We start from the raw sequence: 15,873 nt of genomic DNA, 5'->3' as shown, positions 1-15,873 counted from the left end.
CGCCTGATCAGCTTGATCCGGCGCTGGTTGAAAGCGGGCGTCTTGGAAGACGGAGCGGTGCACCCGAGCGAACAAGGAACGCCACAAGGCGGATCGATCAGTGTACTTTTGAGCAACCTCTACCTTCATTACGTTCTCGACCTCTGGTTCGAACGCGTGGTGAAGGGTCGGTTGCGGGGCGAAGCCCGACTGGTGCGCTATATCGACGACTTTGTGATCTGCTTCCAATATCGATCGGACGCCATCCGCGTACAGGAGGCCTTGCGTCTTCGGCTGGGGAAGTTCGGCCTCACTCTAGAGCCGACCAAGACCAAGTTGGTCGAGTTTGGTCGGTTCGCGCAAAGGCACGCGGGCAAACGCGGCAGAAACCGCCCGGAAACAATCTACTTTCTGGGTCTGACGCTCTATTGCACGCGAAACCAAAAAGGCAACTTCAAGGTTGGGATGCGCACCGAGAAATCTCGGCTAAAGCGCAGCCTTATGTCTCTGCAGGAGCTGATGCGGCGAATACGGCATTACAAGATCAGTGACCAGGTCGGTGAAATCAACGTCGTCCTGCGCGGCCACTATGCCTATTACGGCGTCGCTGGAAATCTCCGGAGTCTCGTAAAAGTTTATCGGGCCGTGGAGCGTTACTGGCGCGGAATGCTGCGCAGCCGCAGCTGGGCAGGCCGACGCCTCACTTGGGACGCCTTCAACCAAATCAAACAACGGACACCGTTGCTGAAGCCAAAGCTGCGCCTCCCTTATCGGGAGCTGCAAGCGCTTGCAGTGCTGTGAACCAACTGTCGAAGAGCGTCGGTGCGGGAAATCCGCACGCCACGTTCTGTGGGAACCGGGGGCGGGCGACCGCCTCCGGTGACCCGGTGCCGGGGGTGAAATCCCCCGGCCTACTCACCCCCCGATGCCGGTGCTCGATCCCGGGCGACATCGCCCCCGCATCTGCCAGTTCTGGGCGCATGCGATGGATGACCGGCCATGGGGCAGGCCTGCGCCGCCGGCGGTTGCCTACGTGTTCGCCGACGGCCGCGGCACCGAGGAGATCGCCGGACAATTGACGGGCTTTTCCGGCATTCTGCAGGTGGACGGTTATGCCGCCTACAAGGCGCTCGCCCGCGGTCATGGCGGCGCGATCCAGCTCGCCTTTTGTCTCGCCCATGCCCGACGCAAATTCGTCGAGGTCTACAAGACGACCCAGTCGCCGTTCGCGCGCGAGGTGATCGAACGCCTGCAGGCGGTCTACGCCATCGAGGCCGAGATCCGCGGCAGCAGTGCCGTGCAGCGGCTGGCCACCCGTCGCACCAGGACCGCACCATTGATGGCGGCGCTCAAGGCGCGACTGACCGAGATGGTGGGCCAGCTCTTCTCCCAGTCGAAGCTGACAGAGGCGATCAACTATGCGCTCAATCACTGGGATGGGCTGACGCTGTTTCTCCGCGACGGCCGCGTTGAGGTCGATTCCAACACGGTCGAGCGTTCCATGCGCCCGATTGCCATGGGAAGACGCAACCCATTGTTCAGTGGCAGCGAGGGCGGTGCCGAGAGCTGGGCGATCCTGGCATCGCTCGTGAACACGGCAAAGCTCCATGAACTTGATCCTCAGGCCTATCTGACTGACGTGCTGGAGCGCATCGTGTCGGGGCGAACCAAGAGCCATCAGCTGCACGAGCTGCTCGCCTGGAACTGGAAGGCGGCGCGCCAGTGCACCGCACAGGCCGTGGCATGAGCGCGCGTCGCCATAAGGCAGCGCCGTCGATGGCGGCAGCCGCGATGCCGCTTGAGGAACTCGAGCGGTGGCTGCAGGCTGGCCTCGATCGGCATCCTGCCGCCACCAGCATTGCCATGCTCGACGGCTACATCGCCGCGATCGTGGCTGGACCGGTGTCGATGAGCCCGCTCGACTGGATCTGCCCGCTGCTCGCCATCGATGCCGATGCCTTCAACCACGGCGGCACCCCGGAGTTCGCAGCGATTTCCGCCGTCGCGCTGCGTCATAACGAGATCAGCCAGATCCTTTCGACCACGCCTCGCCAGTTCGCGCCGATGCACCGGCGTGAAGCCAATGGCGATATCGATCCGCGTCCGTGGTGCCAGGGCTTCTACGCCGCGATGCGGCTCAGGTTGTCGGCGTGGGCGCTATTGCTGGACGCCAGCAACGTCAATCACGGCCTGCTGCGGCCCATCCTGCTGCACTGTCGCGATGGTCAGGCCCGTCCGCTGCTCGGATCGCCACGAAGCGGCCGCGAGACCGAGCACTTTCCGCGCAACGCCCACCGCGACATTCCAGCGGCCGTCGAGGTGCTGCGCCAATACTGGACGCCGATCCGCTACCCACGCGCCCGCTGATCACTACGGACGTGGGAGCTCATACCGGTTACGAGCAAACGCCACGATAAGCGTAGCTTGGCCGCCGCGATCGCAGCTTGCTGCTGGTCGCGGCCCAGACGGGCTTACGCCTCTCCGAGCTGACTGGCCTTGATCGGGATGCCGTCCACCTCGGGTCTGGCGCACACGTACGATGCGTCGGTAAAGGGCGGAAGGAGCGGACCACTCCGCTGACCACACTCGCTCGGTGTGCGCTCCGCGGCTCAGTGCCGACAGCGTCCAGTCGCTGCTGGGAAGCATGTTCGTGTCGCTCACAAGAGTTGCCCGTCTTTGAAGGCCAAGAGCGTGTCGCCGCACGTGCTGAGGCACAGCGCTGCGATGGAACTGCTGCAAGCCGGCGTCGACTGCTCCGTGATCGCGCTGTGGCTCGGTCATGAATAATCGGTCGAGACGACGCAGACGTACCTGCACGCCCACCTCGCCCTCAAGGAAGTGCCCTGGCGAAGCTTAAGCCCCACGAGCGCGGCAAGCGAACCCGCTTCCAGCCGAACGACCGCCTTCTCGCCTTCCTAGAGGCGCTCTGAACGACCAGACTATGCCGAATGGAATGGGGCAACCATGCACGCGATCGACGGTGCCAGCGTGACAACGACGTGCCATACCGGACCCGCTCGGCATAGTTCGGCGGGCGGCATAAACCTGTAAACTCAATAGCGTCAGCGCCGAGCACTGGTTCTCCGACGTCCTCGCGAAATTCGTTAATGGCTGGCCTGCGGCGCGACCGGTCGAACTGCTTCCATGGTCGTCGACGTCCTCCGGAACACGTCGGCGGCGCGCCAGGCTATGCCGAATACCTCGATGCCATCGGCGACCCCGCCCATCCGGAGCACGAACACATGCGCCTCTGCGGGCCCGAACACTTCGATCCCAAGGTCATCGACAGCAAGGCGCTCGAGGCCGCCGTCAACGCCTTGTCCGAAATTTGGAAGCCGCGGCGTCGCGTCACGTGCTCAAAATAGGCGTCAAGCACCGATAAATAGGGCCGCAGAGCTGCGCGGAGCTGCGCTTACGTCTCAGACTCGCGCTCAAAATGTTGCATCAATGGGATCAGCGTCCGTGCACTGATGCGCGGCAGATCGGCCGCGTTCGGGTGGGAGGTGATCGGCGTCTCGGCAAGATCGGTCGACGCGATCCGAACCGCCCGCCGCCGGCCGTCCGGCAGCGCGACGACGACGTAGGCGGGACCGCGCCGTCGCCACCGCGCTGCTCGATCGCCTCGTCCATAACGCTCACCGCCTCCAGCTTGCTGGCGAAAGCATGCGAAGACGCACCGCCAAAACCATCACCCTTGACGAGCAGCCAGAACGCTGACTCTATCACCGCCTCGGCCGGAGCGGGTTGCTCACGATCGTCTGAATTCAGCGCTCATGATCGCGCGAAATCACTGCTCACCATCACTGAAATATGCAGCAGCTCCTGTTGCTCGCGTACCAGCGCATCCAATAGTTCGGATCGTTATAGCCCGATTCCATACCACTCTCCTGAGCTATCGCGGAAAGTTGGTGACGGCGGGAATCGGGAGGGCGGCATATCGTGAGGGTGCTTGACGCCTCCACTTCTCCAGCGAATGAGCGATATGCCGTGTCCAGTAACGTTATCCATCTGATTCAGCCAGGAATCTTTGACGATCAACTCACCGAAATCTTGCGCAATGGGGGGCGTGCTCTGTTGGCACAAGCGGTCGAGGCCGAGGTCGCGGATTTTCTCGGCAAGCATGCCGATTTGAAGACCGCGGACGGCCACCAGCGCGTCGTGCGCCACGGTCATCTGCCGGAACGCGAGGTGATGACCGGGATCGGTCGGGTCGCCGTTCGCCAGCCGCGTGTACGCGATCGCGAGGCCGCCGCCCCTGACCGCATCAGGTTCTCTCGGTCGATCTTGCCGCCCTACATGCGCCGCTCGAAATCGATCGAGACGCTGCTGCCGATCCTTTACGTGAAAGGGATTTCCACCGGCGACTTCTCCGAGGCGCTGGCGGCGCTGCTCGGCAAGGATGCTGCCGGTTGTCGGCATCCACCATCGGCCGTCTGAAGGACGGCTGGCTCGACGAGCACGCCGCATTGCAGAAGCGCGATCTGTCGGCCAAGCGCTACGTCTATATTTGGGCCGATGGCATCCATCTCGAAGCACGCCTTGAAGACGAAAAGCAGTGCACCCTGGTGCTGATCGGAGCGACGCCGGAAGGCCGCAAGGAACTGGTTGGCTTCACCGATGGCGCCCGCGACAGTGCGCACGACTGGCGCGATTTGCTGCTCGATCTGAAGCGGCGCGGCCTCGACGTGCGGCCGCGGCTCGCCATCGCCGATGGCGCACTCGGGTTCTGGAAGGCCGCTGGCGAGGTCTGGCCGAAAACGCGCGAGCAGCGCTGCTGCATCGGGCTGTTGAAAAAGCTACAATTGACTGATTCCGTTCTCGTCGGCGATTCGCGATCGGCGGAGCAAACGAGATGCTGGGGCACAAGGAGCGGGATCAGCTGGAGCTCTTCATCACTGGCTCGCTCAAACAGTTCGTCCCAGATGAGCACGTGCTGGCGCGGATCGATCGTGTTGACCTGTCTTGGCTAAGGGAAGAGGTCACCGATTGTTATTGCGCGAACGACGGCCGGCCCGGCATCGATCCCGAAGCGGCGCTGCGGCTGATGATCGCCGGTCTGCTCACCGGCATCTTGCACGATCGCAAGCTGATGCGCGAGGCTCAGGTCAATATCGCTATTCGCTGGTTTGCCGGTTATAGCCGGATGAGCAGCTACCGCACCATTCAAGCCTGACGCGCATCCGCCAGCGCTGGGGAGAAGAGCGGTTCCGCCCATGCGCCATCATGATTTGTGACGCAGTACGACTAAGACCTTGCTCGCACAGCTCGACGAAGGCCCGTCGCTCGTAACCGCCACTGGCCTCCATCACCACCAGCGTGACGGCGTGTTCACGGCAGAACGCGGCCAGTTCAGCAATCCCCGCCGGATCGTTATTGAAGCTCGCAAGCCGGTGCCCGGGGTCGATGCAGACATCAAGCTGGCCTTCGCAACTCGTCTTCTTCACGGTAACCTGCCTTGTCCATGCGATCGGAACTCAAGCGACTGTTCGGTCGTGCGTGACATGGCGAACATCCCGAAGCTCACCGACAGTTGTAGCCGGAAGGGGAACGGGCGACATCGCCACGCGCTTTGGCCGGTGGCCACCGGCCAAAGCGCTAAGTCGCTTCCATCGCACAAATTCTGGCCGTGCAGATATCAAGAGGGCGGCGGATCCCGAGCGCGAGATCGAGAAGTTGCATGCCAAGATTGGGCACTTCATTATCGAGCGGGATTTTTGGCGAAGAGGTCCGGAAGATGAGCGCCCCGGACCGTCGCGCGCTCGTTGACCGCAACCATTCCGACCTGTCGGTTCGCCGCCAGTGCCAGCTGCTCGGCGTTGCGCGGTCGGGCGTCTACCGACCCCCGCCTCCCGCAAACGACGGTGGCCGATCTGGCCCTGATGCGCCGGATCGACGAGCTGTTCACGGCTTGGCCGTTCCTCGGCTCGCTGCGGATGACGGCGATGCTGCAGTCGCAAGCGCAGCCAGCGACTGATGCGCATCATGGGGATTGCGGCGCTCGGGCCGAAGCCCCGCACGAGTAAGCCGGCGCCCGGATACAAGATCTTCGCCTATCTGCTGCGAGGGCTTGCCATCGAGCGGCCGAACCAGGTCTGGTGCGCGGACATCACTTCCTCTATCCGGTGGCCGTGATGGACTGGCGAGCCGGGCGGTGCTGACGTGGCGGCTGTCGATCACAGCATGGACGAAAACCTCGCGGCCTGCCCAAGGGTGAAGCCGGTACAAAACCTCACATCAAACGGCCCCGTGGGCGTTCTCAAGCCTTGTACAACGGTCGTCGCCTTCATCAGGCACTCGGTAGCCGCACGCCGACGGGCGTCGGGCGCGAAGGGATCGGCGATTCATTGACATGGCTGCGGACATGACGCTGCGCGTGGACAACGCTATGGCGTCTTAGCACGAGATCAGCTATGAAGGGCCATCCGCATCCAGGGAGAGTCGCGTGGAATGGAACTGCTGGGATCCGAATTATTGGACGGCTCCGTACACCGAGCAGCAAGAGCTGGAGCGTGCGACGCAGGACTGGGACAACACGCCGGATCAAGATAGTAGGGAGGTTGGTGCGGAGCCGAACTGCAGCGATCCGAACGACTGGATACCCTGGTACGCTGAGCAGCAAGAGCTGCAGCGTGCGACGCGAGGCTGGGACAGCACGCCGGCGGATCAAGATAGCTTTCAGCAGCAGCTGAGCCATTTGCAACTCAGCTCATCCGAGGAGAGCTCCGTCGGGCTGAGTTCGTCCGAGACTCGACCGGTTCGCGCGGACATCGACAATTCGATGTGGATGTCGCCGGAATTTAGCCTGCAGGACAATCGGTTCAGCAGTACGCGGTATAGTGTCGACATTCCTCGCGCACAGCTTGCTGGCTCAGCTACCGCGCCATCGCAGTCTGACCTGCGAGATAGGGCATTCAGTAGCATGCGCTACACTGGACAATCGGAGGCGCAGCCTGCGACGCGGACGAAGGATAGTAAAAGCCGTGGACTATTTTCTCGGGTTAAATCGGGGCTCGGCAAAGTCTTGGGAGGGGACCGTCGAGAAAAGTCGTCCGGCGGCTGGGCCTCCGAGGTGGTCTATTCCGAGCTTCGCATGGATTTCGCGAAGCGCGCTCGCCCCTCCGATGCGGACCTGGAACTCATTGAACAGTTCAAGTTAGCGTTGGCCGGCGCGAACCGTAGGCCGAGGACCATTGCGAACTACGAGAGAGCTCTCAAAAGGTTCAGCGAATTTATTCAACCCAACGGCGTGACGCTGAAAGACCTGCTTGGCCACCCTGATCTGCTGGAGGCATATAAGGATGGCTTGTTGAAAGTGGCGAAGGCAGATACCCGGACTTATTTGGGTGGTGCGTTGGACACACTCCGGCATTTTTGGGCCGGAGGTCCCATATCCGCCCCCGCGTGGGTTGATGCGCAAGCTCAACCGATGCATTCTGAAGACGAGCAGCTCATCCGCCGGTTCGAGGAAGCCGTCAAAGCGTACAGAATTGTTCCCGATGGTAGCAGGGGGCGAGCGGACGGAAGGGTTCCTGCGCCTACCGTTAAGTCTAATGTGCAGGCCCTTAGGGCATTTGCCCGTTGGCTCCGAGAAGGGGGCAACGCTCCGCTGGCTACTCGCGTTTATCACGATCCAGAATCACTAGCCGCCGACATTGACACGTACAGCGCAGAGGGTGGGGATCGCCGTCGCCGTCTCGACACGGCAATATCTCACCTTCGGCGGCTCGGGGGTGAGGGGCTCCAAGGGGTGGGTGCTGGGCCCCGACTGATGGGGCGCCAAACCCACTATCCTTATCCCGAGGATGGCGGCGTCATTGATGGCATGCTAAAAGAAGCCCTCGACGAACTTGGACCCAATGCGACTCGCCGACAGAAGCTCAACGTCTCACGCCAGGCTTCCGAACTACGTAGGTTTAGTGATTGGCTTCAAAGAGAGGCGAGGGAGAGCATAGTCAGCCGGCTCACTGGTAGTGATCAGCAGCAGCGGTCATTGTACAGAGATTTCAAGGAGTGCGCCGCCAGCGCGGGACCAGCCGCCGTGAGTTTCAATCGGCTTCGACAGTACCTGGGCGCCGAGCCCAAATCCAATCGGGATCTCTATCGCGACAACACCCTCCGCATCGATGGTTCGGCGGAACAAGAGCTGAGCAGGAGAAAAAAGCTGTCCGAGGAAGGTTGGGCTGTTCCGCCGGAGCGGTCGCAAGGGTGGGCGTCGTCATCCGATGCTCACATCGGGGCTTTGGGTGTGGGCACCTCGTCCGACGCTCGCACCGGAGCGGTGCTCGGCGATACCGAGTGGCTGACGGACGACCACATCGAGAGAGACTACGAGCTCCTGCGGCGGGAGTTGCGGCGGACCAATTTGGATTTCGCGAGACGGACGCGCCTCGTGGATCCGGCCATAGCGCTTCAGCTGAGTCTGGCGACCCGTAGTCAGGCGCAACGCGACTTTCTTCACATAGTCCGTAATCGACATGGCGAGGACAACGCCGATTTCGTGTTCCTGCCAGTGAGCAATGCCAGCGAAGCCAATAATTTTGGCGGCTCTCATTGGTCACTGCTATTGGTTGATCGCCGCAATCGGGCAAGGCCGATTGCCTGTCACTACGACTCCGCCCGCCCAATCAATCATGAGCCTGCAAAGAGGTTGGCAGCAGTGCTCGGCCTCCGCTTTTTTAAAACTGCTACCATGCGCCAGCAAACGAACAATCACGATTGCGGGGTTTTTATGGTGGATGGCACCCGGACGCTGGCTGGGCGATTGGCGGAAGGATCAGACTTGCTGAACCTCGACAATCTCCGCCCTAATCGGGAGCGACTGCAAACCCGACTCAGAGCCCGCACTCAAGGCGACAGTGGAACGTCAAAGGGGATGAGAGATCGGGCTCGTGACGTAGGGAGGCAGTAGAGCCCGGCGTCGGCGAGGGTGTCAGTAAGGATGTTTACTAGCATCACAGTTGCCTTTTGTGGAGTTTTCTGAATCCATGGGCGACCATGATTCGAAGATCGTGGACGCAGGCAGCGTCGATCGAAGAAACGCTTGCGTTATGGGCCGCGTCGCTTCGTGAAGTGAAGAAGCGGATACGGCCGTTGTTTGGGCAAGAGCGTGTTGCGAGGAACGCGGGCCTTTTTCTGGAAGGCCTGCTCGGCGAAGAGCAACGCAAGAGAGGTTGGATGCGCGCGGAGGTGGCTGGCGATCCCGGTCCATGGCGGCAGCAAGCGATCCTGGGTCGGCGCGATTGGGACGCGGATGCTTTGCGCGATATCGTTCGCGACTATGTCATCGAGCATTTGGCGGACGACGATGCGGTCCTCGTCATCGACGAGACCGGTTTTCTCAAGTAAGGCAAGGCATCGTGCGGCGTGGCGCGGCAATACACCGGTTCGGCAGGCAAGATTACGAACTGCCAGATCGGCGTCTTCGCCAGCTACGTTTCGCGCCACGCCACATCTTTCAGATCCGCATAATGTGTTCACTGAAGGGCCTCGAGCGTAACACATTCGGTATGCAGGTTTCGTTGCCGTCGTATCTCGGAATTCCCCGTAATCGCTCTATGCTTTTTCAAGCACGAAAGGCTGTCCAGGTGCCCCTACCAAATTGAGAGCAGAAGGTTGGACCTGCGTATTCGTCCGCGGCGGCCCCGACGGTAACTGCTCCCACAAGTGAATTGCCTTGAACATCCCCATCAAACTGAAAGTAAATATTCATCGGATGGTTTTCCATTTTCGAAGAAAGTGACACCGCCGCCCCCGATATACCTCCGAATATTGCTGCAGATCCAAATCGTCCGTGATGAAGCCCCTTTATTGTCCCGTCTCGTAGTTGTGTTATTTCGAGAGTATGCCGTGCCTGCACAACCAGATAGGTGATGTCTACTTGCCATGTTCCAGATAAATCACTTTGAGCTTCTAGGAACCTTCGGCTATCGATGGAGGTCAAGGGTACGATCCGAAAGGCTTCTGCAATGGAAAGACCTACTAGCTTGGCCTCAGCTGTTGACTGGATGTTTAAAGGGTCAATGGACAATGAGGAGTCGGTTGTCCAGAAATCTTGCAGCTTCACACGGTGCCGATCAAACGCAAATTCGCGAATCTGCCTCCCCGTCACTTCGACTTCACTATGCCACAACAGATGTAGTCTGGGAGAAATCGCTCCATCGGGGGTGCTGATTTGCGCGATGACGGGAGTATCGTGCAACTGCTCGAGAATTGTCTTGAGAATCCGATCGTGCTGGTCAAAGTCAGGTGACGGATTTGAAAACCAGTCTTCCAGCGCGGTGACTGCACCCACAATCTCCTCCTTTCCGACCTTCATTCCTCGGCCGATGGCATGGTGAGGTGACCCATTTAACCAAGCCGCACGACACAAATCTTTCCGTCCAATGAGAAAACCGGTTGATTGCGGACCTCGAATGCATTTACCCCCAGAGTAGATAACGAGGTCGGCGCCGCGCGCGAGCCATAGGTCCGGGTTTGTAGGTGCTAGGCTCGCTGCATCGACAACTATCGGGACATTCGGAGCTAGGTCGCGAAGTCTCTCTAGTCGGACAAATCCGGCAGGCTCTGCACGTCCAAGAACGCATATCATTGCGGGCCTATTTGACAGTGCATTTCTCAGCTCGCGCTGATCTCCAACCTCGACAAGAGTGCCTCCAACGTGGCGGATGGCAGTGTCGTATGGAAATCTGTGTGATTTGATGACAATTACGTCGGATGAAATGTCGCCTGTGTCAGGCAAGCGTAGCATCGCTTCGGGGTCATTCCCCGCAATGCAAGCGGCGGTCGCGAGCGCGAGAGCGGCCGTGCTGCCAGCAGAAACAATCCCCCACTGCGCGCCAGTTAGCTTGGCGATATAGGCACCTGCTCCTTCGGCGAGCTCATCTAGATCAACAAAATGCCGTGAAGCGGCCGCCATCGCGTCCATGACCCTCGAGCTGGGATTGCTGCCGCCGTAGTTCGTTCGAGTGCCTGTACAATTGATGATCGGTTCGACGCCGATACGTCTAAAGACCCAATCAGCGCAGTTTGCCGTTGCTTGAACAGCTTGTGGTCGACGTTGCATGCCTAGCTTCTTGGAAGTGACAATTCGCCAGCGATATCCGATCAATCGATGCTACGGTTCTGATTCTGGGTAAACTACTAATGATGGTAGTTGGACGGAGCGAAAGATTGACGCAGCCCGTGGTTGAGCTCTTGTAATAACCTGTTCGGCGCTTGGTGAGTCCACGCGTTCACCGCGATGGATGCGCCCGTTCGTGGGTGAACTGGATCAAAGTGCTAAGAAATGCTTCGTTTTAGCTGCGCCATAAGGATACAGAGATCCCGAGCGTTGGAAATCGAGAGCTTGAAAAAGGGTGTTCAGAATTTCTTCCCAGTTAATCCTAGGCGAACCCACGCGCCGACCATGTTCGATAATCCGGCTGCGGGACGTTCCGACGTCAGTTTTTGAATGGTTCCTCTCTTTCGTCTGTTGGCATTCGGCGGACATCCGTGGGTAGGCAAGCTCGTGGGCGTAGTGCCTTGATCAAATCCGCACGCTGGGCGAGAGATTCACATCAAGCGTGTTAGCTGAGTGAGTGTGATGTCGCATACAAACGGCGTCATTGGTGAGCGCAATCTGCATGATCTGCTCTTTAGGCGCGGCAGAACGGCTTAGCCTCTCGATCTTCCTCAATGTGCGGACGTATTAGGCCGCCGCCTCGCTGCGGTGATCTCCGGATTGACAAAAGATCTCGTCGGCCTTGACGACGGATTTTTGGTTATTCCCGAGCAGCGCGTGTTTGAACGATTTGGCGCGCTTCGCAAACAGCCGCCAAAAAGATTGTTACGTGCGCGCGTAGCCTAGCCATCTGGAACGCAAGTGCGTCACATATATGACAGCTCGAAAGTCGATGGAGGAGGGCGCTTGTTGCGACTACAGGTGTGAGAGGCCGACCCGTCGCGCCGTGTGTGCTGAGTCCGCAGGAGCGAGTGTACTTAGAGAGAGGCAAGTTCGTAGTCATCGTGTTGCCCGGTCGCTATCTGAGCGATGCCGCGCGATGCTGCGAGCGGTGGACGGATGGCTTGCCAAGCAAGTCCGTGGCTGCCGAAATCAGCATCCATGAACACGCCGGTGGCAAGTGGCGCCGCCGATTTTTGAACGATCGCTGCGATGGCCTGCTTGACGAGGCCCGCCCTGGTCGACATCGCACAATCAACAACGATCAGGTCGTAGCCGTCATCGAGCGGACGTAGCGCACGAGGCCGGTCGGCGCGACGCACTGGTCGATCCGCTCGATGGCTGCGGAAACTGGCGTTTCCCACACCACGATCCGCCCAATGTCGGCGGCGTTCGGCGTGCAGCCGAACCGTAGTCAGACATTCAAGCTGTCGAGCGATCCGCTGTTCGTCGACAAGGTGCGCGATATCGTCGGCTCGCGGAGACATTTGCCGAAGCATTTGATAAGTCGCGCCGCGTTGGGCGGCCATCCGCTTATTGGCGAGGCGTTCCCCTTTTCCACTGGGTACGCTCGTCCGAGCTGGTGCGACGGCCTTGCCCCTATAATGATCGAAACGCGATCAACCCTTCTGCCAGAAAGTCGGAGCGAACGGAGCCTATTCCGATCTATCGCTAAACCGGAATGATCCATCACATTAGCTGATGTCTGTCACCCGCCTATTGCTTCCCAACGATATTGCGTCTGCCCGAAACGAGTTTCCGCCTAAGGACAGGGCATGGCATTTCCGCCTAAGTGCGTTGGCTTACTTCCGCATCGTGTTGTGCAACCTGAAGCGACCGGAGCGATTTGTCGGCTTCGAATGGAGAGCGCAAAGATTGCTAGTCGTACGAGCCGACTTCGTACGGGACGGACAGTTGTGCCATCTGCGCGCGTGACGTCGTGGGGTCCGCAAGAGCTTCAAGTCGACATCAGGCCTGAACACGTTCGTTTTTTAACGAGCGATAGCCGCGCGTTGCCACCGCAACCAGGAGCAGGGCTGGCGCCGGTCACGCCCATCCAACGGCTGCCTTCATGCAACGCGTCCTCGTTCCTCAGCTGAACACGACCCGTTACGTCCTAACCCTGACATCTACGATTTCTGTTTTCCTACGTGAAAAACATAGGGGTCTATGTTTGCGTACTTTGTGGGGGACTTCAGTGCAAAAGAATTCGGTTGGATCGGTGTGGATCCAGGATAAGCTTGTGTGCCCTTGGCCGTCCGGGAGGTCGATAGTATCGCGATGGATCGCTACCAGCGCCTTAGTTGTTGGGGCATTTTCGTCCTCACTTTCTCTAGCTCAGGCCGAGTCTTTGGACGATCTCAAGCAAGAGCTGAAACGTCTGCAGGCTCGCGTCCAATCACTTGAGGCGACCGAGCAAGCGGGATCGCGCGCCGACCGTGCAGCCGCTAAGGCAGCGAGAGCGGCGCAGAAGGAGGCGGAGGAAGCGAGAGCACGCGCGGAGGAGGCGAAACTGCAGGCTGAAGCCGCTCGTGCGAAGGCGCAAGCAGCCCAGAATGGAGTAGATCCACTGCAAGGAAGTTTTCCTGGGAGTATCCGTATTCCCGGCACCAACACGTCCATCAAGGTTTATGGCCAACTTAAGCTCTTTGGTTACGGTGATCTCGGGCCGCGCAACCGATCCGATACAATTTCAGTTCCATCCATCCCGCTATCTAGTGGGGCGCTGGGCGCCAAGACGCCAGGAGATGCCAGTTTTGGCGCTCGCTATTCTCAAGCGTTTCTTGAGTCGAGAACGCCGATTAGCGAAAGCTTTGGAGGCGTCCGTACCTTGTTTCAGGTCGATTTTGGGGGGCAGTTGACTGATCCTACGACACAGTCGGCTACGTCCAGTTTTACGATGAGGCTCAAGCAAGCCTTCGGAGAATTTGGCAGGACCGATGGTTGGGGGTTGGTGCTTGCGGGGCAAGCCTACTCGCTCTACGCCGATTGCCCACTTATCCCGTTAAAGACCGTCTCTGATTGGACCATCCCGGCAACCACTTGCACCCGCCAAAGTGCAATTCAATACAGTAAAAGCTTTGGGCCGACCACGCTTAGTGTTGGCTTGGAGAACACGTATAACGACGTCACAAGCACCACTGGAACGAGCTATCCGGATTCTAACGGCGGGGCGGGATTTAGTCTGAGTGGAACTCCAGATGTCACAGCGCGAATTCTGTGGCGTGGAGACAGCGGGTTTTTTGCTCTCCGAGGAATGGTGCGGAACATCGAGATCAATAATGGCGCTGCGCTTCCTGCTCAACGATATGACGCGTCTACTCGCGGCTATGCTATCGGCGCGACCGGAGCGATCAAATTTTTGGAGAATCGCCTGACACTCGTGGCAACAGCAAACTATGGGTCCGGTATTGGTCGTTATCTGGCGAGCGTCAGTAGTGGATTTGGTGCCGTGACGAACTTTGGATTGCCCGGCGTAACCGCTCAAACAGCTCAAATCGATGCGGTGACAGTGATGGCTGGTTTTGTTGGCCTGCAGTATCAGTTCCTTCCGAACCTCCAGAGCAATGCCTTTGTTTCGGTTGCCAGCCTCAGCTATCCCAACTATGTCACCCGATTCACGACAACAGCGAGTGCGATCAACAGCAGCTTGTGGGCCGCAAGTGTCAACCTGATCTACAGCCCTGTGCCATCAGTTGACCTCGGTGTTGAGTATCAATACGGGTCGCGCACGCTGTTGGTCCCAGGAGCGAATGGAGTCGTGGGTGGAACAGCTGACCGTGTTCAGGGTATGGTACGTGTTCACTTCTAGCGCTTGAGCCTGTCGCATGAGTAGGCGCCTTAAACGCTCTCTTACGAGAGGGCGTCATTGACAACGAAGAGCAAGGGAATCGTCGATGAGAGGTCTCGTGAAGGCATCCCGCCGGCGTTACAAGTCGCTTCTCGCCGTTGAAACTCGGCGAACGAACAATCGCGCGCGTTGCGGCACGCTGGCCTTCATCAAATAGCTCGATATGGCTGGCCGTAACACGCTGTCTGCTAGAGAATACCCATGTTCCTTTGACGTCGACTTGAGAGCTCTATTTCTAAAATGCCAGCGCGTGCAATTTCATTTTGAGGTCCTGCGATGGCCTGATGCTATGCCAGCGGTCTCCGGAACCGGCGTAATTTTTGAAAGCTGGATTCGGCGTCGGCAAACATCACGATTGATTTCAGGAGAGACCCGAGATTGTATCCCTGGGCGAGCAGGCCGTACTCGCCATCGATCATCATACGGAATTATCATAGACCATCTTTGACCGCTCGTCCGCCGCCGGAAGATGTCCTGAATGACAGAAGCAGTTCTCGACTCGAGATCGGCATCCGGCACGATCCCCAGCGGTACCGATCCGGTCCAGGTGCGCGGAAAACTTTCGAGCCTTGGAGGTATCCAAGGGATAAGGGACCATGTCGGCGCTAGCCTCCACATGCACTTGCGCGCGATGCAGCCTGTAGAGTTCGTCGAGGCTTGCGATCAGGGCTTTGGTGCCTGCTACATGAGAGAATCCAGTACCGTCTCATGGCGGCAGCGGCTAGTGCGCTACAGTTCCTGGTAGCCGCCGCGAAGGAGCAACTCGTCACTTCGCAAGCGTCGTGTGCTCGATAACAACGGTGCTGGCGCGGGGCCGCTCGTATTCCCCGGCGCCCCCGGTGACATTTATGCTGTTCCCATAGCCGCTATCGCTATCAACGACGTTCGGCAGCGTCGCGCGTCCGGCGAGCAGCACGCCGAGAACTCTGTCATCGAGATTAGGTTCATGCTCGGCAGGCCGTAAATTGCCGCGGCTCGAGGCCGCAGGCTCATAGGTGTCGAAGCCGGCTTCTTATGCGAGGATCGCAGAAAGCGGGCTATAAGCGGCGATAAATGTGGATAGGGCGATCTCCACCAAAGCCGTATTCACCAAAGAGCTTGTTCT

General features: G+C 59.2%; 8 protein-coding genes and 9 pseudogenes. 15 read left to right on the top strand and 2 right to left on the bottom strand.

All coding sequences use genetic code 11. The annotated features are described in order from the left end of the window. Window positions 1-27 precede the first annotated feature (27 nt). The 9 genes and pseudogenes from QA643_RS28150 to QA643_RS28110 form a co-directional block, all read left to right on the top strand. On the top strand, window positions 28-780 hold the full coding sequence (locus tag QA643_RS28150) for a reverse transcriptase domain-containing protein (protein WP_283028963.1): 753 nt from the start codon (window positions 28-30) through the stop codon (window positions 778-780). Between the two features lie 124 nt (window positions 781-904). Continuing rightward, window positions 905-1,726: pseudogene (locus tag QA643_RS28145) on the top strand (IS66 family transposase); the annotation flags it as partial. 29 nt (window positions 1,727-1,755) lie between these two features. Then, window positions 1,756-2,346, top strand: a complete 591-nt coding sequence (locus tag QA643_RS28140) for a UPF0149 family protein (protein WP_283028962.1) — start codon at window positions 1,756-1,758, stop codon at window positions 2,344-2,346. 77 nt (window positions 2,347-2,423) lie between these two features. Next, a pseudogene (locus QA643_RS28135) lies at window positions 2,424-2,522 on the top strand (integrase); the annotation flags it as partial. Window positions 2,523-2,703: 181 nt separating this feature from the next. Continuing rightward, entirely contained in the window at window positions 2,704-2,766 is a 63-nt protein-coding gene (locus tag QA643_RS28130; RefSeq protein WP_283034958.1) for a hypothetical protein, read from the top strand. Between the two features lie 320 nt (window positions 2,767-3,086). Then, window positions 3,087-3,344, top strand: a complete 258-nt coding sequence (locus QA643_RS28125) for a plasmid pRiA4b ORF-3 family protein (RefSeq protein WP_283028960.1) — start codon at window positions 3,087-3,089, stop codon at window positions 3,342-3,344. A 232-nt stretch (window positions 3,345-3,576) separates the two neighbouring features. Continuing rightward, window positions 3,577-3,696 (top strand): annotated as a pseudogene (locus QA643_RS28120) (ATP-binding protein); the annotation flags it as partial. 222 nt (window positions 3,697-3,918) lie between these two features. Further along, window positions 3,919-4,754 (top strand): annotated as a pseudogene (locus QA643_RS28115) (IS256 family transposase); the annotation flags it as partial. A 77-nt stretch (window positions 4,755-4,831) separates the two neighbouring features. After that, window positions 4,832-5,190 (top strand): annotated as a pseudogene (locus QA643_RS28110) (transposase); the annotation flags it as partial. Between the two features lie 68 nt (window positions 5,191-5,258). Here QA643_RS28110 and QA643_RS28105 read toward each other — a convergent pair. Next, a pseudogene (locus QA643_RS28105) lies at window positions 5,259-5,384 on the bottom strand (IS110 family transposase); the annotation flags it as partial. A 456-nt stretch (window positions 5,385-5,840) separates the two neighbouring features. On the opposite strand from QA643_RS28105, the gene QA643_RS28100 reads away from it, so the two are divergent. The 4 genes and pseudogenes from QA643_RS28100 to QA643_RS28085 form a co-directional block, all read left to right on the top strand. Next, window positions 5,841-6,002 carry a hypothetical protein gene (locus QA643_RS28100; RefSeq protein WP_283035105.1) on the top strand — a complete coding sequence of 54 codons (162 nt, stop codon included), beginning with the start codon at window positions 5,841-5,843 and terminating at the stop codon, window positions 6,000-6,002. Continuing rightward, window positions 5,929-6,157, top strand: a pseudogene (locus QA643_RS28095) (IS3 family transposase); the annotation flags it as partial. The gene QA643_RS28100 and the pseudogene QA643_RS28095, both read left to right, overlap by 74 nt. Before the next feature lie 264 nt (window positions 6,158-6,421). Next, window positions 6,422-8,887, top strand: a complete 2,466-nt coding sequence (locus tag QA643_RS28090; protein WP_283028959.1) for a Ulp1 family isopeptidase — start codon at window positions 6,422-6,424, stop codon at window positions 8,885-8,887. Window positions 8,888-8,973: 86 nt separating this feature from the next. Beyond that, window positions 8,974-9,417: pseudogene (locus tag QA643_RS28085) on the top strand (transposase); the annotation flags it as partial. Between the two features lie 124 nt (window positions 9,418-9,541). On the opposite strand, the gene QA643_RS28080 reads toward QA643_RS28085, so the two are convergent. Further along, window positions 9,542-11,041 carry a hypothetical protein gene (locus tag QA643_RS28080; RefSeq protein WP_283028958.1) on the bottom strand — a complete coding sequence of 500 codons (1,500 nt, stop codon included), beginning with the start codon at window positions 11,039-11,041 and terminating at the stop codon, window positions 9,542-9,544. Between the two features lie 860 nt (window positions 11,042-11,901). Here QA643_RS28080 and QA643_RS28075 point away from each other — a divergent pair. Together QA643_RS28075 and QA643_RS28070 are read left to right on the top strand one after the other, a co-directional pair. Next, window positions 11,902-12,393, top strand: a pseudogene (locus QA643_RS28075) (helix-turn-helix domain-containing protein); the annotation flags it as partial. An 875-nt stretch (window positions 12,394-13,268) separates the two neighbouring features. Then, window positions 13,269-14,729 (top strand): porin, encoded by a 1,461-nt coding sequence (locus QA643_RS28070; protein WP_283028957.1) that lies wholly within the window; start codon window positions 13,269-13,271, stop codon window positions 14,727-14,729. Window positions 14,730-15,873: the final 1,144 nt, after the last annotated feature.

Origin of the sequence: Bradyrhizobium sp. CB3481 (assembly GCF_029714305.1) — a bacterium.
Taxonomy (GTDB): domain Bacteria; phylum Pseudomonadota; class Alphaproteobacteria; order Rhizobiales; family Xanthobacteraceae; genus Bradyrhizobium.
The sequence above is the reverse complement of the archived record's forward strand: the minus strand, read 5'-3'. Positions and strand labels throughout refer to the sequence as shown.